Annotated in this window: 14 protein-coding genes; 8 read left to right on the forward strand and 6 right to left on the reverse strand. The window is 43.9% G+C overall.

What is annotated here, in order from left to right:
* Positions 1–44: 44 nt before the first annotated feature.
* The gene (locus AC57BQ_RS03875; protein WP_496405013.1) at positions 45–1,415 is read right to left on the reverse strand and encodes a right-handed parallel beta-helix repeat-containing protein; all 1,371 of its coding nucleotides are present in this window, start codon (positions 1,413–1,415) and stop codon (positions 45–47) included.
* A 228-nt stretch (positions 1,416–1,643) separates the two neighbouring features.
* A complete protein-coding gene (locus AC57BQ_RS03880) occupies positions 1,644–2,816 on the reverse strand; it encodes a metallophosphoesterase (RefSeq protein WP_496405014.1) in 1,173 nt (390 codons plus the stop codon).
* 152 nt (positions 2,817–2,968) lie between these two features.
* Here AC57BQ_RS03880 and AC57BQ_RS03885 point away from each other — a divergent pair, with 152 nt between their 5' ends.
* Entirely contained in the window at positions 2,969–5,419 is a 2,451-nt protein-coding gene (locus tag AC57BQ_RS03885; RefSeq protein ID WP_496405015.1) for a TonB-dependent receptor, read from the forward strand.
* 109 nt (positions 5,420–5,528) lie between these two features.
* Positions 5,529–6,002: a hypothetical protein gene (locus AC57BQ_RS03890; protein WP_143013830.1), complete on the forward strand. Its 474-nt coding sequence runs from the start codon at positions 5,529–5,531 to the stop codon at positions 6,000–6,002.
* A 26-nt stretch (positions 6,003–6,028) separates the two neighbouring features.
* Here AC57BQ_RS03890 and AC57BQ_RS03895 read toward each other — a convergent pair whose 3' ends face one another.
* Both AC57BQ_RS03895 and AC57BQ_RS03900 read right to left on the reverse strand, forming a co-directional pair.
* Positions 6,029–6,304, reverse strand: a complete 276-nt coding sequence (locus AC57BQ_RS03895; RefSeq protein ID WP_496405016.1) for a DUF4342 domain-containing protein — start codon at positions 6,302–6,304, stop codon at positions 6,029–6,031.
* Positions 6,305–6,371: 67 nt separating this feature from the next.
* Positions 6,372–8,012, reverse strand: coding sequence for a serine hydrolase domain-containing protein (locus AC57BQ_RS03900; protein WP_496405017.1), 1,641 nt, complete (start codon positions 8,010–8,012; stop codon positions 6,372–6,374).
* A gap of 230 nt (positions 8,013–8,242) precedes the next feature.
* Between AC57BQ_RS03900 and AC57BQ_RS03905 the strand changes: the two genes are divergently transcribed.
* Positions 8,243–9,046 (forward strand): carbonic anhydrase, encoded by an 804-nt coding sequence (locus tag AC57BQ_RS03905; protein ID WP_496405018.1) that lies wholly within the window; start codon positions 8,243–8,245, stop codon positions 9,044–9,046.
* A 34-nt stretch (positions 9,047–9,080) separates the two neighbouring features.
* On the opposite strand, the gene AC57BQ_RS03910 is transcribed toward AC57BQ_RS03905, so the two are convergent.
* Both AC57BQ_RS03910 and abc-f read right to left on the reverse strand, forming a co-directional pair.
* Positions 9,081–9,944, reverse strand: coding sequence for a CPBP family intramembrane glutamic endopeptidase (locus AC57BQ_RS03910; protein ID WP_496405019.1), 864 nt, complete (start codon positions 9,942–9,944; stop codon positions 9,081–9,083).
* A gap of 38 nt (positions 9,945–9,982) precedes the next feature.
* Positions 9,983–11,572, reverse strand: coding sequence for a ribosomal protection-like ABC-F family protein (gene abc-f, locus AC57BQ_RS03915; protein WP_496405020.1), 1,590 nt, complete (start codon positions 11,570–11,572; stop codon positions 9,983–9,985).
* Positions 11,573–11,689: 117 nt separating this feature from the next.
* Between abc-f and AC57BQ_RS03920 the strand changes: the two genes are divergently transcribed.
* The 5 genes from AC57BQ_RS03920 to AC57BQ_RS03940 all read left to right on the forward strand — a co-directional run bounded on the left by AC57BQ_RS03920 (position 11,690) and on the right by AC57BQ_RS03940 (position 20,933).
* Positions 11,690–12,472, forward strand: a complete 783-nt coding sequence (locus AC57BQ_RS03920) for an aspartyl/asparaginyl beta-hydroxylase domain-containing protein (protein WP_496405021.1) — start codon at positions 11,690–11,692, stop codon at positions 12,470–12,472.
* Between the two features lie 6 nt (positions 12,473–12,478).
* Positions 12,479–13,435: a sulfotransferase gene (locus AC57BQ_RS03925; protein WP_496405022.1), complete on the forward strand. Its 957-nt coding sequence runs from the start codon at positions 12,479–12,481 to the stop codon at positions 13,433–13,435.
* Between the two features lie 186 nt (positions 13,436–13,621).
* The gene (locus AC57BQ_RS03930) at positions 13,622–16,342 is read left to right on the forward strand and encodes a GH116 family glycosyl hydrolase (RefSeq protein WP_496405023.1); all 2,721 of its coding nucleotides are present in this window, start codon (positions 13,622–13,624) and stop codon (positions 16,340–16,342) included.
* A 30-nt stretch (positions 16,343–16,372) separates the two neighbouring features.
* Positions 16,373–18,730, forward strand: coding sequence for a glycoside hydrolase family 20 protein (locus AC57BQ_RS03935; RefSeq protein ID WP_496405024.1), 2,358 nt, complete (start codon positions 16,373–16,375; stop codon positions 18,728–18,730).
* A 7-nt stretch (positions 18,731–18,737) separates the two neighbouring features.
* Positions 18,738–20,933: an alpha-galactosidase gene (locus AC57BQ_RS03940; RefSeq protein ID WP_496405025.1), complete on the forward strand. Its 2,196-nt coding sequence runs from the start codon at positions 18,738–18,740 to the stop codon at positions 20,931–20,933.
* The last annotated feature ends 134 nt before the right edge of the window (positions 20,934–21,067 follow it).

The following is a 21,067-nucleotide window of genomic DNA, read 5'->3' on the forward strand; positions in this document are numbered from 1 at the left end:
CTGGTAATTACCAGGCTTTTTCTGATTCGAAACACCAATCATGCTCAATATTTAGTAGCACCAATATCAAAAGCCTGGGCAGCAGGGCGTGAGCTGCCATAATAATCATAATTTACACCATATGATGCGGCGTTTACCCCTGCTTTAATAAGGGGAGATGACGATAATAAATGAAAATCCCCTCCATTATAATTTACGAATTTTAGAATGTTTACATCGGTACTTATATAGTTATTTAAAGCTGTAAGTTTAACATCGTTGCTCTTTTTGATTATCGCAAGGCCTGATCCCGCTTGCAGGATAACATTATTGATAACGGTGTTCATCGGGATAGTTTCTGAATTTAATTTTATACCACCCAGTGTGGAAGCGATAATGGTATTATTAATAAACTGAAAGTTGGGCCCCGGTGTGTATCTCGAATCGGCAAAAATGCCATAGCCTTTTGAATTTAGAATATAGTTATTATACACCTGATTGTTTCCGAGGCCGAGAACAATAATCCCGTTACCGGGCGCATTCCTGACCAGGTTATTAAAACATCGCCCTCCGGTACCTTCGCCTATTTGTATACCGTTATTCTGATATGCCGCAAAAGGGCTTATTCCGGGGTTTTTAACTATATTACTATAAATATCGCATCCTGAAATTGCACTGCCAACCTGGATGCCCTCAGAACCGGTAGAATCGGTAAGGTTATAGTATATTTTAACATTCGCCACATCGTGGGGTAAAACCGTACCGCAGGAAAGTGATACCCCATCGGCATAAAAAGAATTGCCTACGTAAAGTCCTTCGCCTCCTGTTTTATGAATGTAGTTGTCATGAAGAAGTATATTTCTCATTGTAAAATGGCTACGCCATGTTGCTGCATCGCATGATGGGTCTGTTTTTGCCATAATGCCCGCAAAGCCGCTATTACGAACTTCCACTTTGGCAATCTCAAAATCCGAGCTCAGATCATCCATCGTCATACCGATGTTGCCACCATTAATATCAAACCCATACTTAATGGAGGATACGCCATTGCCCAGCACCTTAAAATAGGTGCAATTTTGTGTCTTAAAGGCATATGATGCAGTAACGGATGTGGAGATAGTTACTTTACCACCCTGGTTAATAATAGTAATAGGAGCTGCTGCTGTTCCTTTAAGATTTTTAAGTAATAAAGATCCTCTTACTCCAGCGAGGATAAATACAGTAGCTCCCGCAGGTATATTAGTGCCATCGACCATCCATTCCGAAGACTTAACTGTATACGTAAAGGTAGAAACTGATTCGGCTTGCACACTTACGGATTCGGTATTTACAGTTGGGCTTGCCGGTTTTTCAATTTTGCTTTTGGTACACATCGCAAAGGATGAAATAACCAGTGCACCAGCCATTATGCGGGTCAGGCGATTTTTATTTTTCATGTTTAAATTAAGGGGAGGCCCGAAAAAAATGTACTGGATTCAAAGCGTTATCATATATCAAGCTTTCCAGGCCCGGCAAAGTAACTTATTATACGGGACTTTCGGTATATGGTTACTTTGTTTTTGAGGAAATTAACTAATGGTTTTATTTATCAATGCGCCTGAGTTAAATACAAACAAAAAAGGCCCGCAATCAAGTAATTACGAGCCTTTTTTCTATTTATTCTGTTAAACCAAAGATCTGCGTTTTAGGGTAAGCACGGCGATCTCGGGCCAGATACCTATGCGGCCTTTTAAACCCAGAAAGCCAAAGCCCCTGTTTACATAAAGGTAAAGACCGCTTTTTTGATAAAGCCCCGCCCATTGTTTATAAATATATTTGATCGGGCTCCATTTAAAACCAAACAGCTCAAAGCCGAATTGCGCGCCATGTGTATGCCCCGAAAGCGTGAGGTGGATGGGCTGGTGGTGACCAAGCGTTACCGCATCCCAATGCGAGGGATCATGTGACATCAGGATTTTGAAGGCCGCATCAGGTACGCCGGCCGTTGCTTTTTTAAGGTCGCCGTATTTATGAAAACCACCCTTACCCCAGTTTTCAACACCGATAAGGGCGATAGCCTGGTTATCTTTTTGAATAGGCGTAGCCTCGTTCAGCAGTAATTTGAACCCAATTTCCTGGTGCACCTGTTTCAGACGACTGAGGTTGGCCTGTTGATCGTCCTTGTTTTCCCATTGCATATAATCGCCATAATCATGATTGCCGAGTACTGAGTATTTGCCATAAGGCGCTTCCAGCCCGGCAAATGCCGGTATCCAGGGATCCATTTCTGTTGCCTGGTTGTTGACCAGGTCGCCAGTGAACAATATCATATCACTTCCCTGCGCGTTAACCAGGTCGAGCCCTTTCTGCACGCCATTAGCATCACTGAAACTACCGGAATGAATGTCGGATAATTGTGTGATCGTAAAACCGTCAAACCGCTCCGGAAGATCATCAAAAAAGAGTGTTTCCCGGCGTACTTTATAATAGTGCCGCCCGCGGGTGATGCCAAACAGCAACAGCCCGAAAAACATAGCCGCTATCACTAATACAAACTCACTCACGCCATAACTGCGCGGCGGGAAGCCACGAAACAGGCGGGTGAAATCTTCCAGTATCAATACGATAGAGCTAACCAGCTTGGGTATAAAGGATAACAACATCGAGGCCATTAGCCAGGATATGAGTTTGGTATTCCGGGTAAACGCACCGAATATAATGGTACCGGCCAGCAAAGCATCAAATAACCAATAAACCAGGTATACGGATGTATTAACAGTAAGGGTGGCAACAGCCGAAAAAAAGTAAATATCAACAATGAGCCATAAAAGGATAATGGCGAGGATTCGTGTTTTCATATATCGCTATGACGAGTATACCCTCAAAAGATTTTAATGGTACAAGCATGATGGCAATTGGATGACAAAAGGGTATTATATGTAACAAAAATGTTATGCTAGAAACTATAGCGATCAAGTAACGATATTAGTTTAATCGCTGTCTTATAGTTATGAAATTACTGTACCTATCGTTTTTAACCTTATTCACGCTATTTCTATTCAACCTTGCTGATGCGCAAACAAAAGATGGTAAAATTTCAGGGGCGGTTTTAGATGATGCCAGGAAACCGCTCGACGGGGCAACTGTAATTTTACTTACCGCAAAAGACTCGGTAGTTTTAGGTACCAAACTGGCCAATCCGGATGGTAGCTTCACTTTTCAAAACTTAAAGGATAATACCTATATGATCAAGGTGACTTATATAGGCTATAAGAATTACAAAAGCGATCCTGTGTTGGTTAGTGGGCAAAAAACGGTTAATCTGCCGGCATTTATTTTATCATCTATCGGGAAAAAGTTGGATGAAGTAAACGTAACCGCCCAAAAATCATATGTACAACAAAAGATCGACCGCACGGTGGTTAATGTTGGGGCGCTGATATCCAATACAGGTGCCAATGCATTGGAAGTGCTGGCAAAGACCCCTGGTGTGCTGGTAGATGCCGACGGCAATATTACTTTTAAAGGGAAAAGTGGCGTAATGGTGATGATAGATGATAAACCCACTTACCTCTCGGCCGCTAACCTAGCCACATACCTGCGCTCATTGCCATCTTCGGCATTAGATCAGATAGAGCTGATGGATAACCCGCCTGCCAAGTATGATGCCGCTGGAAACGCGGGTGTCATCAACATTAAAACTAAAAAAAATACCACCAGGGGATTTAATGCGGTGGTATCGGCAAATCTGGCTCAGGGTTTTTATGGCCGTATGAATGAAAGTATCAACTTTAATTACCGTATAGATAAGGTTAACTTTTTTGCCAACGTTGCTTATAACAAGCAGAAAACTTTCAGAAGGCTCGAAATAGACCGCAATTATTTGGATGCGAACGGGGATCAGACCTCTTCTCTAAAAGACATTTCTTATTTCAGACCATCCAGCAACAATACTAATATTAAAGCAGGCTTAGATTATTTTATATCGCCAAAAACAACCTGGGGAGTAGTATTTACCGGCAACATATCCCGCGATCATGATAGCAGCCCGGTATACAGCTTACTATATGATAAAAGCGGTGGATTGGATTCGACTGTTAACTCCCTCAATACATCTAAAAATAAATTTGACAGTAAGGGCGTCAACCTGAACTATACCCATAAGTTTGATAGCATAGGCCGTACCCTTACGTTTGACCTGGATTATATTCACAATGTAGCAGGTAGTAACCAACTATTTGTAAACAATACTTTTTTACCCGATGGCAGTTTAACAAATACACAAACCATAAGTGATAATTTGCCTTCTACCATCAATATTTACTCTGCAAAAGTTGATTATACCCATCCGTTTAAAGGCAAGGCGAAACTGGAGGCCGGCGTTAAAAGCAGCTATGTTAATACAGATAATGCCGCTAATTACTTTAATGTGATCGATGGCGTAAGCAACATCGACTATAACAATACCAACCGGTTTTTGTACAAAGAAAATATAAACGCAACGTATGTTAATTTCAATAAAACCTTTGGCCGTTTTTCGATACAAACAGGTTTGCGATTAGAGAATACCAATGGCGACGGGCACCAGCTGGGAAACGCACAAAAGGCCGATTCATCATTTGTTAAACATTACACCAATCTTTTCCCAACGACGTATTTTTCCTATAACCTGGATACCGCCGGTCATAATGTATTGGTGGCTTCCTACGGTCGCAGGATAGGGAGACCAAGCTACGGAAGTTTAAACCCCTTTACCTTTTTTGTAGATAAGTTTACTTATTTCTCCGGCAATCCCTTCCTAAAACCACAGTTTACCGATAATTATAAACTGGCCTATAGTTTCAGGAGTTTATTTACCGTGGCCATTGCTTATAATCGTACAACTGATGTTCAAAATGAAACTATTCATAAAGATGGTAATGTGTTTGTGAGTACTACCGGTAACATAGGGCAACAAAAAACATGGGATTTTTCGGTTAACAGCAATCTTCAGCCTGCCAAATGGTGGTCGGTTAATCTGTATGCCGAGGTGTATAAAAATACTTACCAGGGCGCATTTTATACCGGCTACCTGAATCAATCGCAATATACTTTTAGCGCCAACGGAAATAATCAATTCACCATATCAAAAACCTGGAGCGCTGAATTAAGCGGCTGGTATAATAGCGGGGGTACTTACGGGCAGTTTGTTTCTATACCTACAGGTATGCTTAATGCCGCTGTTCAGAAAAAAATATTGAATAACAAGGCGTCCATCAAGTTCAATGTACGCGATGTATTGAAATCATTTAGTCCAAGCGGTACCATTACTAATATTGCAAATGCTACTGCAACCTATCACAACTTTGTAGATACGCAGGTGGCAACCCTTTCATTTACCTATAGTTTTGGTAAATCGATCACCATGCCGCATAAACGTGATACCGGCGGTGCTAACAGCGAACAGGACAGGGCACACTGATATGTAATTTGATTAAGCTTGTGTTTCCAAAACTCTTCGTGTAAAAATCGTTACCCTCGTGATATTGGCGAAAGTAAAATAATCGCAAATAATTGCGAAGTTTGTGGGGATGACGGAATTGAACGAATACGAGTGTGAAATGCTGGATGCGATGCTGGAGGCTTTTGGGATACCGGACAGTCTTACACGCGTGCAATTGCTCAAACTTTTTGATGGGGACGAAGCCACCGCTTTTGCCATGGTACAAATATTAACATGGGAGGGGTTGATCAAGGAATCGGGTAATCATGGCGATTATGAACTGCCGGAGAAATTGATACTGAAGCCAAAAGGCGAGAAATTCCTTAAAGACGGCGGTTTTAGCCGGCGTTACCAGCTGGAGCAGCAAAAGCCAGTGGAGGTTGGTGGCACGCTGGTTAAACTACAACAGCAAAATATGCGCTTACAAACCGAAAAACTGGCTAACCAGGGTGAGATTTCCCGACTAGAAAAACGGATCAATGGCTACCGCACCCGTCAATATATTTGGTGGGCGCTGATAGTTGTTGCCTTAATCCTGGGTTACTGGCTTGGCCATAAGTAAAAGCGTTCACCCGGGAATAAGTACATTTATTCAGTGGGCTCAACACCTTTTTCGGTATTGCCGTCATCCTCTCTTTCTACGGTGATGGTGCATTCTGTTACCAAGGCCGCCAGCGTTCCTACAGCTGCAAATACCGGAGCCAATATAGCACCCAGCAGGCCTACGCTTAAAGGAAAGCTCATCAGTTCCTTACCTGCCTTATCACTTATCGTAATGCGGCTCACGTTGCCTTCATGAACCAATTCTTTTATTTTTCCCAGTAACGATTCGCCACTGATGGAAAATGATTCTTTTTTACCCATTTGCTGAAATTTATAGTTTGGTTATTGGATGGTAAGCAGCGGGTTTTGTTACAAAGTTAAATATGCGCTATTGTATTTTAGCAAAGGTGATATTTCGGGCTCGGCTAACAGATATTTTAAACCCATTGATTTTATCGCTGGCATCCCTCGTAAAATATATATCAGCACCGCCGTCGGCACTTTTGAAGCCATCATAATAGGTAGGGTTAATGGCTTGATCGTTTAACGGGTCGATATGCAGGGTAAGTTTGCCATTTTTGATGACTACCGTATACTTGCTTTCTGTTTCGGATGAATAGTATGCACCGGTATAGGCCTTAAGATAATCCTCGCCGATACCTGCAGTTTTTACTGCCGCATAAACGGTGGTATCCTTTGTTTTTGTGATGTGGATAAAGCCTTTATTGTTGAATATTATTTGCTCTCCGTTAACACTGAAAGAATTTCGTCCTATAGGTCGAAGTTTAAAACGTGCAGTGCACAGCGTATCATTTTTCAGCATCAATTGTAGGCCGGCGCCGTTTTTCTGGTTTTGATACCAGCCTGTAAATGTTTTTAACTGATCGGGTGATAAGGGATAGGTTTTAGCCTGTTGAGCTGGTTGAGACGGCTGTTTTTCTTTATCCGGAACAAATAAATCCTCCACCTTGCGTACCAGACTAAAGTCGGCATTGGAAGCATTGCTTAAAAAAGCGATAGACAGCTTTAGCTGCGGATAACACAACAGGAGCGATCGGTAGCCTGCTGTAGCACCATCATGGTTAATATAATCCCAGCCACGGCGTTTCTGTATAAATAAACCCATACCGTAAGCGTTTTCCGCACCACTGTTCAGGTGGTCAACTGCTATTTGCTGTGATAACAGGGAAGGGTTCCCTAATTTGCCACCCCAGTAATATTCGTTCCATTTCAATAAGTCTTCGGCGGTAGTAAGCAGGCCGCCATTGCCGTAGGCATATTCGTTAGGCATATCAGTTTCATAACCTGTATCCGTTGTGTGATAAGCTATGGCCCGGTTTAAAACGATACGTTTAAAATTGTCGCGCCATTGGGTATGAGTCATTCCAGCCGGTTCAAAGATATATTTGCGGGTAAACTCAGCCAGCTCCATACCGGTAATACGTTTAACGATCAGGGCCTGCAAATTAAAGTTTGAATTGCTGTAAATAAATTCATCGCCGGGTTTATTGTTCAGCGCTTTTTGGTGCGATACAATATACAGCACATCATCATTGTTATAAGTTTTGGTTGATCGCGGCCAGCCTGCAATGTCCATAACAGAGCCCCAATCGCGCAGTCCGCTGGTATGATGAAGCAGGTTGCTTATTCTGATCACCGAACCATAATCGGGTATCTCGGGCAGGTACTTGCGGATATCATCATTAAGCGAAAGCTTACCTTGCTGCGCCAACAGCAAAATGGCCGCGGCTGTAAATTGTTTGGATACAGACCCAGCTTCAGTTACTGATACTGTGGTTAAAGGTACCCGGTGTTCCAGATCGGCCATGCCCCATGCTTTGGAGTAAATAACCACCCCGTTCCGTGAAATAGCCAGTTCACAGCCCGGATTTTGCGGTTGGTAAGCGCTGAACGTCTTATCTATCTGTGCCAGAGTATCCTGCAAAGTTTGTGTATGCCCAAAGGAAGAAATTAATAAGAAGGTGATAAAGACAAGCGATTTTTTTATGCAAAATGCGGAGTGGTTCATTTTGTATTCAATTTTGTATAAGTGACGTTAATTTGTTTTACTTCGTTACAGTTGATATCAAATTTATCCTGATCAAATGTATTGTATTAACTCCGAAGACCGTAACCAGGAGAAATTATGTCTGCAAGGGCTAATAAATGCTTAATAAATGGGTAAATTCCTGCTTTAATTCACGACCGCAGAGAACTACCTTTGCGCCCGATTTTTAGCTTACTTAATAAATGTTTATTATGAAACCCCTACAAAAAATAACATTTTTATTTGCCGGCTTACTGTTTGTAGGTACCGGTTTAGCCTTTGGGCAGAAAAAAAATAGCACACACGCACACAAATCAACAGCGATCGACTCTGCCAAATGGCGTAAAGATAACTACATCGTAAATCGCGATTCTGCTTTTGCCAATCCTTATTTTGCCCTGCAAAAGTTAACAGGTGGTAATCGCCGGTTTACGGAAAGCCGGAGTATTTATCCGAGGCAAAACCCCGCTCTGATCAAAAAACTGGCTTCGGGGCAATCTCCTTTTGCCACCATTGTTGGCTGCTCCGATTCCAGGGTTTCTGCCGAAATTTTGTTTGATCAGGGCTTTGGTGATCTTTTTATCGTTCGTACCGCCGGGCAGGTGATGGCCGAAGCTTCTTATGGTACATTGGAATATGGTTACCTGGCGTTAAAAACAAAATTGATCGTGGTGCTGGGGCATACCAATTGCGGTGCGGTTGAAGCGGCCGTAAAACGCCCGGAAAATCCACCGGGCCATATAGTAAGTTTGATCAATGCCATCAAACCGGCGGCTATAGCGGCAAAAAAAATGCCAGGCAATGTACTTGACAACGCTATACGGCTTAACGTCATCAACCAGGTAAACCACCTGCGCCATCTGGAGCCCGTATTAAGTAAAAATTATGAAGATGGTAAGCTGCTTATCGTAGGAGCTATTTATGACCTGGGAACCGGTAAAGTAACCTTTTTAAAAGAAACGCTGGAGCATCTTCCGGCAACCGCCTTTGCCAGGCACGATATTACTGGTAAATAGCTTGCTTTCATCAGATCTGATCTTGCATAGGTTTTTACAGGGTAGAAACAGGTAAAGCCTTTTTATGAATGATCATACAGCCGCCTGTAAAGGTGAGTGCAGCAAGTATACATAGTATGATATAATAGGGCTCGCCCAGTAGGCCTGAAAAATTTTGTTGTGACTTCGGCAAAAATAACATTACCGCCGCTGTACTGTTAATTGTTGCATGTATAATCATGCCGGGGATAACAGACCGTGTTTTATAGAAAACCCAACCCAGGAACAGTCCGCCAAAAAAGGCCGGTATAGCTTGCCAGGGGTTCATGTGTATAGCCGCGAAAAACAGCGCTGAGATCAGGATAGCTTTTTGAGGCTCATAGTTTTTTAACAAGCCTTTTAAAATGATTCCACGGCACAGTATTTCTTCCAGAATAGGTGCTGCAATAATGAGTGTTATGATCGAGAAGATGTCTTTTTTGATCATATTATCAAAAAATTTCTGGACGGAATCGGGCATAGGCAAGAGGTTTGATACCCACTCTAGACCGACAACTAACGCCAATGTGCTCAGGATAAGTATAGGTGCCAGCCAGCCTTGCATCTTATTAAAACTGATATTGAAGGGAGACATCCTCAACTTTTTGCTTTTTTTGACCGAGTATCGTATAGTCAATAATAAGCCCACGATGTAAGACAGTAACTCCACAAGCGACCTGAGTCCCGGCGACTTAAAGCCCCAATATTTAAGTGGTTCCAATAAAATAGCACCTAAGATACCTCCGGCAAACATGAAACCAATGGTTACTAAAAATAATTGGAAGATAGATCCTCCATCCGGGTACGTAAGTTGAGATAAAATTGGCGTATCGGTAACAGGATAGCTAACTACAGGGTTTTCTGGTTCAGGTTGGTTCATATACCAATATTATGAAAAATTTGCTGAATGTAATGCCATCAAACTATTTCGATAGAGCGCTCCACATTTACCTGTTTTAAAAAATATTCATCGTGCGATATAACTAAAAGCGTGCCCTTGTACTCATTGATCGCATCGGTTAAAATTTCGATGTTTTGAATATCCAGATTGTTTGTTGGTTCGTCCAACACTATCATGTTCGGCGCCTGGTTGCTGATGGTTAATGAACAAAGCATCAACCGCATTTTTTCACCACCGCTTAAAGCTTTACAGGATTTGTCCCAATATTCCTGGGTAAATAAAAAACGGTTCAGGCGGATCTTGATATCATGTTCCTGCAACGCTCCCGAGTTAAATTGCTGTGCCTGCTCATAAACGCTGAGTGTATTATCGATCAGGGAATAATCCTGATCAATATAAATGGTTTTCACGGCGGCCCTATCGAGTGTGCCTGATGTGGGTTGCAATTCGCCCAGCATCATTTTGATCAGTGTTGTTTTGCCAGACCCGTTTGCACCTCTGACTACCAGTCGTTCGCCACTTGTGATCTGAAAAGTTAAAGCCTGTTTCCAAAGCAGCAGATCACTGTATCCAAAGTTAATGTCCCTGGCGCTGATCAATATCTTGCCTGTATGGAGCGCCGGGTTATCAAAATCCATTTTCATCTTGTCGATCCCCGGGAGCTCTTTTCGCAATTGGCTCAACTCCTGCGAAATATTACCCACTTTTTCGGCGTGAATACCTTTCATGCGTGAGGTGCTGTTCTCGGCATTGTTTCTGAGGGTATTCATAACTATGGTGGGGAGCCCAGCTTTTTCTTGTTTTTTCTTACCCCTGGCATCCAGTTTTTGCTGCCGCTCCATGGATTCTTTTGCTGTTTCTTTTGCTTTACGAAGGGCTTTTTCTTTGTTCCGCAGATCCTGGTTCAGGGCATTGCTCTCTATCATTTTCTGTTCTGCATAAAAATCATAGTTGCCGCCATAAACCGTTATGCCGTGCTTGCCAAGCTCATATACCGTGTTAAGCAGGTTCAGTAAAGTCCTGTCGTGACTTACCACCAATAAGGTATTTGAGGTGGAGGTTATATAGTCATACAGGATGTTTCTGCCCTGTGTGTCTAAATGATTGCTGGGTTCGTCCAGCAGAACAATCTCAGGTTGATGGATCCTGATCCCGGCCAGGAGAACCTTTGTCTTTTGACCACCGCTCAGAGACCCCATTTTTTGGTCCAGAGTTAGTTCATCAAGCTCCCAATATGCAAAAGCTTCATGACAGCGCTCTTCGATTGCCCAGTCATCATCAAGCAATGTCATATTTTCATCGGTTACATTACCTTCTAAAATCTCTTTTAGTGCATTTAGTTTATCATCTATCCGCAGTGCCCGGGCAGTACTGTAATCATTAAACTGGCCAAAAAGCTGGGGTACATAGTAAGGCTTTGAATGGGTTTTTATCAATCCGCTTGCAGGCTGCAATTCGCCGGCTAAAATTTTTAAGAGGGTTGATTTTCCGGTGCCATTATTACCTATTAAGGCAATTTTATCTTGTTTATTGACAATAAGATCCAAATCTGTAAACAACAGATCCCGGTTGGGGTGTATATAAGTAATAGCTTGAAGATTAAGCATAATTCCTTTCTTTAAGAGTGAATAATTACAAAAGCCTCCTATAGTGGCTTCGTTTATTTTCCTGAAAGAAATTATTTATTACATGGAGGGAATATGGTTTTTTGTTGAGGCAAAGATATGAAAAAAATAAAAAAAGCTTGTCCGCAAAATTTTGCAACTTCGTATAACGTACTTCGTTTAAAAGGAAAACCTAATCAACCTGTTATCATGATTATCCGTTATGCCCGTTTGTCTTTGCCCTTTGATACCAAGGCCATGCAGGCCGAAATAGCACAGTTCGGCCACGAATGGCAGGAGCATTTCAATACTTTTTATTACGAAGGATCCTGGACCGCAATGGCCCTGCGGTCACCGGGTGGGAGTGATAAAAATATTACCCCTGATCTGATGGCCAACTCCGGTTATCAGGATACTTCATTGATGCCCCATTTTCCTTCGGTAAAACAGCTCCTTGCGGACCTGGATTGCCCCGTAATGGCAGTACGGTTTTTAAAATTGCAGGCAGGCGCGATCATAAAACAGCACCGGGATAACGAGCTGGCTTTTGAAAAAGGAGAGGCCCGGTTGCATTTTCCGGTCATCACCAATCAGCAGGTACTGTTTTATATTGAAAATGAGCGTATCCCCTTGCAGGAGGGCGAATGCTGGTATGTCAATGCTAATTTGCCGCACCGGGTATCAAACGAAGGCGCTACAGACAGGATTCATCTGGTTATTGATTGCAAGGTAAATGATTGGCTCGCCCGGATCATCAATGAATCGGATAAGATATCATTTAAGGAAGAAAATACAGAGAGTGACCTGTTAATGATCATCAAAGAATTACGACTGCAAAATACAGCCTCCTCCAATAAATTAGCTGCTGAACTGGAACAACAGTTGAACGGTACTGCTATTTAGATGAGTATGGATAAGCTCCCTCTTAAAAACTGGATCCCATATAAATTGGTAAACCATGACGGGAAGATGCAATGTCACTGGTTAAATACCTTTGAAAAGCAGTTTACCGAACCTTTTTTTGATGAAACCATTTTGAAGATTAAGGGGCTCAACAGCGCGCATTCCGCTATATCGTCGGTAAGTGACCTTTGTATGTTTGAGGAATGGGCAGGTGGTTTAAATTCTGTGGAACCAACAGCTTTTATTTTTCATATTTCACGCTGCGGCTCTACCCTTGTTTCGCAATTGCTGGCCACGTCTGATCAGCATATTGTACTCCCTGAGGTTCCATTTTTTGATGATCTGCTTCGATTGCCATACCAACATGCCGGTTTTACCTCAAAAGATGCTTCCAGGTTATTGATGACCGCCGTTAAGTATTACGGGCAAAAAAGAACGGGCCGGGAGCAGCATTTAGTAATTAAAGCCGACAGCTGGCACATGTTTTTTTACGAGCAACTACTGCACCTTTACCCAACTACACCTTTTATTTTGATGTATCGTGATCCGAATGAAGTGTTTAGCTCGCTTAAAAGGATGGCGGGATTACAGTCGGTACCGGGCCTGATCGAACCCGAAGTATTGGGATTTGCTGCGGAGGAAGAAGTGCCGCAAGCCCCGGATAATTACATTGCAAAGTTGCTTGAAAAATATTTACAGCAGTACCTTAAGATCATAGCAACTGACGGCCACTTTCTGCTTCTTAATTATAGCGAGGGGGCAATGCCCATGATTAAGAAGATAGCCGATTTTGCCCATATACCCCTTAGTAGGCAGGATCTGGCGGATATGGACGAAAGAAGCCGTTATCATTCCAAAAAACCAGGAGAAACGTTTTCAGAAATAAATCCGGCGCCTGTACCTCCATGCCTTCACAATGCCATGGAGCTTTATAAAGAACTGGAAGAAAGAAGAAAGGGCTAAGACCAATTTACATACCCAATAGCAAGCAAACCACTGGAGTATAATACCCACACTTCCTACACCCCTGATTTATTATCACGCAAACGTTTGTTTAATAACCATATATCCTGTTGATAATATTGATATTAGAAACTGCCAAGCCATGGTTTAAATCCAAGCGATTTAAACCTGAAAACCTATTGAAACATGCAAAAGAAAGCCATCCCTCGCAGAGATTTTATTAAAAAGACAGGTCTGTTGACAGCCGGCTTAGCTGCTGTACAGTTCCCGGCATGGAGCAGGGGGATATTTGACCAAGGCTATCCTCTGCATAATATACCTCAACGTAAAAATATTGATCCCGTATGGATAAAGTCCCTGTACAACCGTGGCGAGGCAACGGCATATTATAAAAGTAAAAACGAACTAAAATATATAGGTATGCCCGTTGGTGGCTTGCATGCCGGAACTGTTTATGCCGGTGGTGACGGCAGACTTTGGTTATGGCAAATTTACAATGAAACATTTGAAGGCAGTCATGAAGGGATTGAACCCAAAGCCGTAAAATGGAACGACGGCACATCGGAACGAACCATACGGGCAAGGGACGGTTCGGCCTATATAGAACCTGCTATAGCTGATAATCTGCGGGTATTGGAGCAGGGTTTCGCAGTAAAAGTAATTGTTGATGGGAAAACGTTTATCAAAGAATTAAATGAGGATCAGTGGGAGGAGATCATCTTTAAACCGGCATACCCTATAGCCACGGTGGAGTACAAGAGTAAGGATTTCCCGGTAGCTGTGAGTTTAAAAATATACTCGCCATTTATTCCCCTGGACGCCGAAAACTCCGCCTTGCCTGCTACTATTTTAAGGCTTACCGTAAACAATACCACCAGCAGCAATATCCAGGTTTCGTTACTAGGCTGGATGGAGAACGGGGCCAATAAGCTTTCCGGGAAAGAGGGTACAGGTAAACGTGTTAATCAAGTAACGACTGCGGCTCGATCAACCAGTGTGTTTTCCACCTTTGACACAACTAATGAAGCGTTAAAAACAGCACCGGATAGTGGTACCACCTGTTTTACCTTGCATGATAGCAAGGGTAAAGCAACAGCCAATACATCACCCTGGCCCGTTACAGAGCAACACTTTGATTCGCCGGTTATTGCATCAGCAAGCGCAGATGCACCCGAAAAACTGGTAGGTGCTATTTCCTTCCAACAGGATCTTGCCCATGGCAAATCGCTTACTGCTGATTACTCTATCTGTTGGCATTTTAATAAGCCGCACCCGAAACTGAAAAATTTAGTAAAAGACGCGGAAGCTGGCTTTCATTATGGTGCACGTTTTAAAGACGCGCATGAAGTAAGTCAGTACCTGGATACCAACTTTGAAAAACTAAGTAAAGCAACGGAATTATGGAGCACCACCTGGAACAACTCCACCTTGCCGCATTGGTTCCTGGAACGCACGTTTGTTAATATCGGTACGCTGGCAACTGCCAATACTTATCGTTTTGCAGATGGCCGTTTCTGGAGCTGGGAAGGGGTGGGTGCCTGTCCGGGTACTTGTACACACGTATGGCAGTATGCCCATTCGGTTGCCCGGATCTTCCCGGAACTGGAAAGGGATCTTAGACAGCGGGTAGATCTGGGCCTTGGTTTTAAGGAAGATACCGGGGCCATCCTTTTCAGGGGCGAGGATGAAACCCACCCGGCTATCGACGGGCAGGCCGGAACCATACTCCGCTTTTACCGGGAACACCAGATGAGCGCTGATAATGCATTTCTGCAAAGCAACTGGCCCAGGATCAAAAAGGCTGTGCAGTTTATGCTGGCCCAGGATAAGAATGGCGATGGCATGACCGACAGCCCCATGGAAAATACGTTGGACGCGGTATGGGAAGGGGAGATAGCCTGGATAGTTGGCCTCTGTATAGCCGCCGCCAGCGCTGCCCATGCTATGGCTATTGAGATGAACGACCAGCTCTTTGCAAACGTTTGTGGGCAATATGTAGCCAATGGCAGCAAAAACATGGAAAAGGAACTGTTTAACGGCGAATATTTCATCCATCGCCCTGATGCGATTAAGGGAAGAAAAGAATTAGGCTCCTACAATACCTGTCATATCGACCAGGTTTACGGGCAAAGCTGGGCTTTCCAGGTAGGCTTGCCGCGGATCATCAGCCAGGAGAAATCGACATCGGCATTGAAAGCTTTATGGAAATACAACTTCACTACCGATGTGGGACCTTACATCAAAACCCATACCGGCGGCCGGCCCTATGCCTTGCCCGGCGAAGGCGGGATGATCATGAATACCAACCCGCATAATGAGCCCAAGCCTTACGGCGAAAACACCACCTGGCAACTGGGCTATTTTCATGAATGTATGAGCGGTTTTGAACACCAGGTAGCTGCCCACCTGATGGCCGAGGGAATGATAGAGGAAAGCCTGATACTTACCCGGGTTATTCACGAGCGTTACCATGCTGCCAAAAGAAACCCTTTTAATGAAATAGAATGCAGCGACCATTACGCCCGTGCCATGGCCAGTTACGGCACGTTTATCAGTGCCTGTGGCTTTGAATATCATGGTCCCAAAGCTTATATCAAATTCGCCCCAAAATGGAACAGCACTCATTTTAAGGCGCCATTCACGGCGGCTGAAGGGTGGGGTACTTATACTCAAAAGCTAACCGGATCAAAACAAAGTCATAGTGTTGAACTGAAATATGGTGAATTAAAACTACAGCAAATCGCCCTGGAAAAGATCGCCGGAAGCAAAGTCAGTTCGGTGGCAGTAACACTGGGTACAGCACCTATCTCTGTAAACCTGAAGCAAGAGGGTAATACTCTGCTATTATCTTTTAATAAAAAGATCACTATCTCCAGGGATCAAACTTTAAATATCATTTTTTCCTGATCATCATCAACAGAAACATTAAACAACAGTATGTCCGTACTAAAACTATCACATCTTCCTAAGGCTTTATTATCTGCGATCCTGCTTATTTCGGAACTAGGTTTTGCCCAAACAAACAATAAAACAGCCCCGCCGGTACCAGAAGTCCGCGCGATACAAGCCGGCGATAAAAAAATCGTTTCGCCACAAAGTCCGGAAGGATATCATTTGCTGTTTAAAGGCAGCGACCGTTCAGCCATCATCGATAGTACAGGCGCGATTGTTACCCCTTTGGTGGAGAGCAAGGTAAACTTGTATTTTCAATTGATCAGCAACCAGACAGACACGCTCAAATACGATGTTTCCAAACAGGTAACTGTTCCCGGGAAATTTGCTGATAAAGGCACCAATCCCCAACCCTTTGTTATCCCGGCCTTGCGCGAGTGGCATGGCGGTCAGGGGAATTACGCGTTGACGTCTTCCGACCGGATAGTGATCAATACAGCCAACAGAACTACCCTGCAAAAAGTAGCCGCTATTTTAAAAAAAGAGATCAAACAACAAACCGGGTTTAATTTAGCCATCGTGACCGGCCGGCCTGAAAAGGGAGATATTTTTTTAACCCTGCAGGAGCCGGATAAAAGCATTGGCGAAGAGGGTTATTATTTCAGAGTGAGCGATCATATCACCATCAGCGCGCTTCAATACCAGGGTTTATTTTGGGGCACGCGCACCTTATTACAATTGTTGGAGCATCAAACACACATCTCCAAAGGTATAGCCCGCGATTATCCCGAATTTAAAGTGCGGGGTTTTGTGTTGGATGATGGTCGTAAGTTTTTTAGCCTCCAGTTTTTGAGGGATTATGTGAAACTGATGTCCTACTATAAAATGAACGATTTTCAGATCCATTTGAATGATAATGGCTTTAAAAAATATTTTGGCAATAGCTGGGACAGCACCTATTCGGCTTTCCGGTTAGAAAATGCCACCTATCCCGGTCTTACCGCCAAGGATGGCTCGTATACCAAAAAGGAATTTATTGAATTGCAGCAATTAGCTGATGATTACGCCGTACGCATCATTCCCGAAATTGATGTGCCCGCGCATGCACTGGCTTTCACCAAGGTAGTTCCCGGGATCGGCAGTAAACAATACGGCATGGATCATCTTGATCTGCATAACCCGCTTACCTATACCGTCATCGAAAATATACTGAAAGAGTATCTGGGTGGTGATCATCCCGTATTTACAGGCAAAGAGGTTCATATTGGTACCGATGAATACGCTAAGAAAGATGCGGAAGCTTTCCGTGCTTTTACCGATCATTTTATCAAATATGTACAGGGCTTTGGGAAAGATGTAAGGGTTTGGGGGGCACTGACCCATGCTGCGGGCACCACACCGGTTACCGTTAAAAACGTCACCATGAATACCTGGTATAATGGTTATGCCAATCCTGTCGACATGAAAAAGCTGGGTTATAACCAGATCAGCACACCCGATGGCTGGCTATATATTGTGCCCGCCGCCGGTTACTATTACGATTACCTGGATTATAAAAACATTTACGAAAACTGGACACCATCCATGATCGGCGATGTACGCTTCCCGGCTGGCGACCCGACCATCATTGGTGGCTCTTTTGCCGCATGGAACGATATTGTGGGCAATGGTATCAGCGAAAAAGACGTGCATGATCGCGTATTTCCGGCTATGCTGGTTTTATCACAAAAAATGTGGGATGGAAACCACACAGAGGTTGATTATTCCAATTTTGCCACAGCCTGTAACCAGGCTGGCGAGGGGCCGTCTGTAAATATCAGGGGCAGGATAAGCAAAACCAATACACCTTTTGTTACCCGTTTTACTTTTGATAAAACCGACCGCCGGGTACAGCTTCATGGGGTTACCTATGCCGAGGGTATAAAAGGACAGGCCCTGGTATTTTCGGGCGAAAATAGTTTAGCCGTATTGCCTTATCCCGAGATCGGTTATGATTATACTGTTTCCTTTTGGATCAATCCGGCCGAGAATACTTCGGAGGATGTGGTACTGTTCAAGGGCCCCAATTCGGTAGTGAAATTAAAACAGGGAAACAGCGGTAAACTAGGCTTCTCCAGGGATGGTTACAACTTCGATTTTGACTACGCCGTTCCAGAAAACGTTTGGACACACGTAGTGATCTTGGGTACTAATAAAGGCACCAGTCTGTACATCAATGGTACTTTACAAAAGAAACTGTACGATGATTGGATCCAGTTCAGCGATAAGGAAAAAACAAAGGTGCGCAAGGTAGAAACCCTGTTTTTTCCCTTGCGGGAGATAGGCGGCTTCCATGGTAAAATAGATGAACTGCAGATCTGGAACAAAGCCCTATCTGACCAGGAGATAGCGAATGATAAATAATCCCTTAATGATGATAAGAAACTCCAATAACCATTTGAAATACGCATTCGTCGTGATCATGATGTTCCTGATGCTGATATGGTCGTGTTTCACTGTTAACGCTCAAACTAAACCGCAGGCCGACTGGCTGCTTAACCCAACCGCTTATAAAGCGGTGATCAAAGCTGCCCCCTCTGGTAAAGAGATCACCCTGAATAATGGTTTGGTTAAAAGAACCTTCAGGCTGAATCCCAATTTGGTTTGTACCGATTATACCAACCTGGTTAACGGGCAGCAGCTATTACGATCAGTTAAACCCGAGGCCCGTTTAACCATTAACGGTAAAAGTTATAATGTAGGTGGATTGATAGGTCAAAAGGAGAACGCCTATCTTTTGCCCGAATGGATCGATAATTTCAGCGCCGGTAAAAACGATTTTCAATTAAAGCGATTTGAGATCAAAGCGTTGGCTCCCCAGCTTAACTGGAAAAGTAAATTCTGGGCAAGCAATCATCATCAGCCCGCTGGTCAGCAGATCGCTTTTTACTATCAGCCTGGTGCGCCTGAGTTAGCGGGCTTGGAGGTTACGGTTACCTATGAACTGTATGATGGCTTACCGCTGATTGTTAAATCGCTCCGCATCAATAATAAGGGCGACCAATCATTTAAGATTAATAGGGTGGTTAGCGAGGTGTTGGGTATGGTGGAGGAGCAGAGCGCCGTGGTAGGTACTCCCGCCAATATGGCCAAACCGCAGGGGATATATTTGGAGACAAACTATGCCTTTAACAATGCCATGCGGTACGACCTGAGCGACCAAACCACACACTGGAAGGCCGATTCCACCTATACCTCGCAGGTAAATTATGATTATCAGACCCCATGCCTGCTGGAGATCTACCCGGATAAAGCGCCCGGTATTGACCTGCAAAAAGGAGAAACTTTAAACTCTGTACGCACCAACGAGTTACTGATGGATAGTTACGACCGGGAACGCCGGGGACTGGCTATCCGCACCATGTACAACACCATAGCGCCCTGGACAACCGCCAACCCCATATTTATGCACCTGGTGAGCCGCAATGATGAGGAGGTACACACGGCGATTGATCAATGCGCGGCAACAGGCTATGAAGCCCTGATATTGAGTTTCGGCAGCCATTGCAATATGGAGGATACTTCTGTAGTAAATATCAAAAGATGGAAACAGCTGGCTGCTTATGCGCATAGCAAGGGGATCTTTATAGGTGGATATTCCCTGTTTAGTTCGCGCAGGATAAGTGATGAGGATGATGTGATCAACCCTAAAACAGGCAAACCCGGCGGGGCTTTCTTTGGCAACGCGCCATGTTTTGGCAGTAAATGGGGACTGGCTTATCGCGACAAGATCAAAACCTTTTATGCGCAAACAGATTTTGATATCTGGGAAAATGACGGCCCTTATCCCGGCGACGTATGCGCGTCGACAACGCATCCGGGGCATAAAGGTCTGGACGATTCGCAATGGCGGCAAATGGAGATCCAAAAGGATCTGTATCATTCCCTGCATGAAAAGGGGGTATATATCAATGCCCCCGATTGGTATTTTTTAGATGGTACCAATAAAATAGCGATAGGTTATCGCGAGGTAAATTTCTCGCTCTCGCGCGAAGAGCAGATGATCCTGAACCGGCAGAATATTTTTGATGGTACCTGGGAAAAGACAGCCTCCATGAGCTGGGGATTTGTACCGCTCACCAAATACCAGGGCGGCGGACCCGAGGCGGTGCTGGAACCCCTAAAAGATCATTTAAAAGATTACGAGCAATTGATGGCCCAGTATTATGGGGCAGGGGTACAAGCCTGTTACCGCGGCCCTCGATTGTATGATACCGAAACCACTAAGCAAACCGTTATCAAAGTGATCAATTGGTACAAAAAATACCGCGATATCCTCAACTCGCAGATCATTCACCTGCGCCGGGCCGATGGCCGGGATTGGGACGGGATATTGCACGTAAACCCCAACCTGCAAACCAAAGGCATGCTGATGCTGTATAACCCGCTCAAGCAAACCATCACCCGTACTATCAGCATTCCGCTGTACTATACCGGGCTAACCAGCACGGCTACGGTTCAGGAACAGGAAGGCCCCGCGAAAAAATACACGCTAAGCCGTGACTATAAAATAACCTGCGCTTTCACCCTAAAACCCGAAAGTTATACCTGGGTGCAGATTAGGTAGGGAGGGGTTTTGTTGGAGCAAGGATTTTTGGAATAAGGAGTAAGGACGAAAAGAGTAAGGAGCAAAGACAAAATATAAAAAGTATGTCATTGCGAGCGTAGCGTGGCAATCTCGTAGCTATTCCTATTGATTAG

Source organism: Mucilaginibacter sp. BGA-UO-ETr-C110 (genome assembly GCF_059567985.1).

Excerpts from the sequence above, each read along its gene's own strand:
- abc-f (WP_496405020.1), bottom strand. The coding sequence starts at position 11,572 with ATGCTTAATCTTCAAGCTATTACTTATATACACCCCAACCGGGATCTG.
- AC57BQ_RS03935 (WP_496405024.1), top strand. The coding sequence starts at position 16,373 with ATGTCCGTACTAAAACTATCACATCTTCCTAAGGCTTTATTATCTGCG.
- AC57BQ_RS03930 (WP_496405023.1), top strand. The coding sequence starts at position 13,622 with ATGCAAAAGAAAGCCATCCCTCGCAGAGATTTTATTAAAAAGACAGGT.
- AC57BQ_RS03880 (WP_496405014.1), bottom strand. The coding sequence starts at position 2,816 with ATGAAAACACGAATCCTCGCCATTATCCTTTTATGGCTCATTGTTGAT.
- AC57BQ_RS03895 (WP_496405016.1), bottom strand. The coding sequence starts at position 6,304 with ATGGGTAAAAAAGAATCATTTTCCATCAGTGGCGAATCGTTACTGGGA.
- AC57BQ_RS03875 (WP_496405013.1), bottom strand. The coding sequence starts at position 1,415 with ATGAAAAATAAAAATCGCCTGACCCGCATAATGGCTGGTGCACTGGTT.
- AC57BQ_RS03905 (WP_496405018.1), top strand. The coding sequence starts at position 8,243 with ATGAAACCCCTACAAAAAATAACATTTTTATTTGCCGGCTTACTGTTT.
- AC57BQ_RS03925 (WP_496405022.1), top strand. The coding sequence starts at position 12,479 with ATGGATAAGCTCCCTCTTAAAAACTGGATCCCATATAAATTGGTAAAC.
- AC57BQ_RS03900 (WP_496405017.1), bottom strand. The coding sequence starts at position 8,012 with ATGAACCACTCCGCATTTTGCATAAAAAAATCGCTTGTCTTTATCACC.
- AC57BQ_RS03940 (WP_496405025.1), top strand. The coding sequence starts at position 18,738 with ATGATGATAAGAAACTCCAATAACCATTTGAAATACGCATTCGTCGTG.
- AC57BQ_RS03890 (WP_143013830.1), top strand. The coding sequence starts at position 5,529 with ATGACGGAATTGAACGAATACGAGTGTGAAATGCTGGATGCGATGCTG.
- AC57BQ_RS03885 (WP_496405015.1), top strand. The coding sequence starts at position 2,969 with ATGAAATTACTGTACCTATCGTTTTTAACCTTATTCACGCTATTTCTA.
- AC57BQ_RS03910 (WP_496405019.1), bottom strand. The coding sequence starts at position 9,944 with ATGAACCAACCTGAACCAGAAAACCCTGTAGTTAGCTATCCTGTTACC.
- AC57BQ_RS03920 (WP_496405021.1), top strand. The coding sequence starts at position 11,690 with ATGAAAAAAATAAAAAAAGCTTGTCCGCAAAATTTTGCAACTTCGTAT.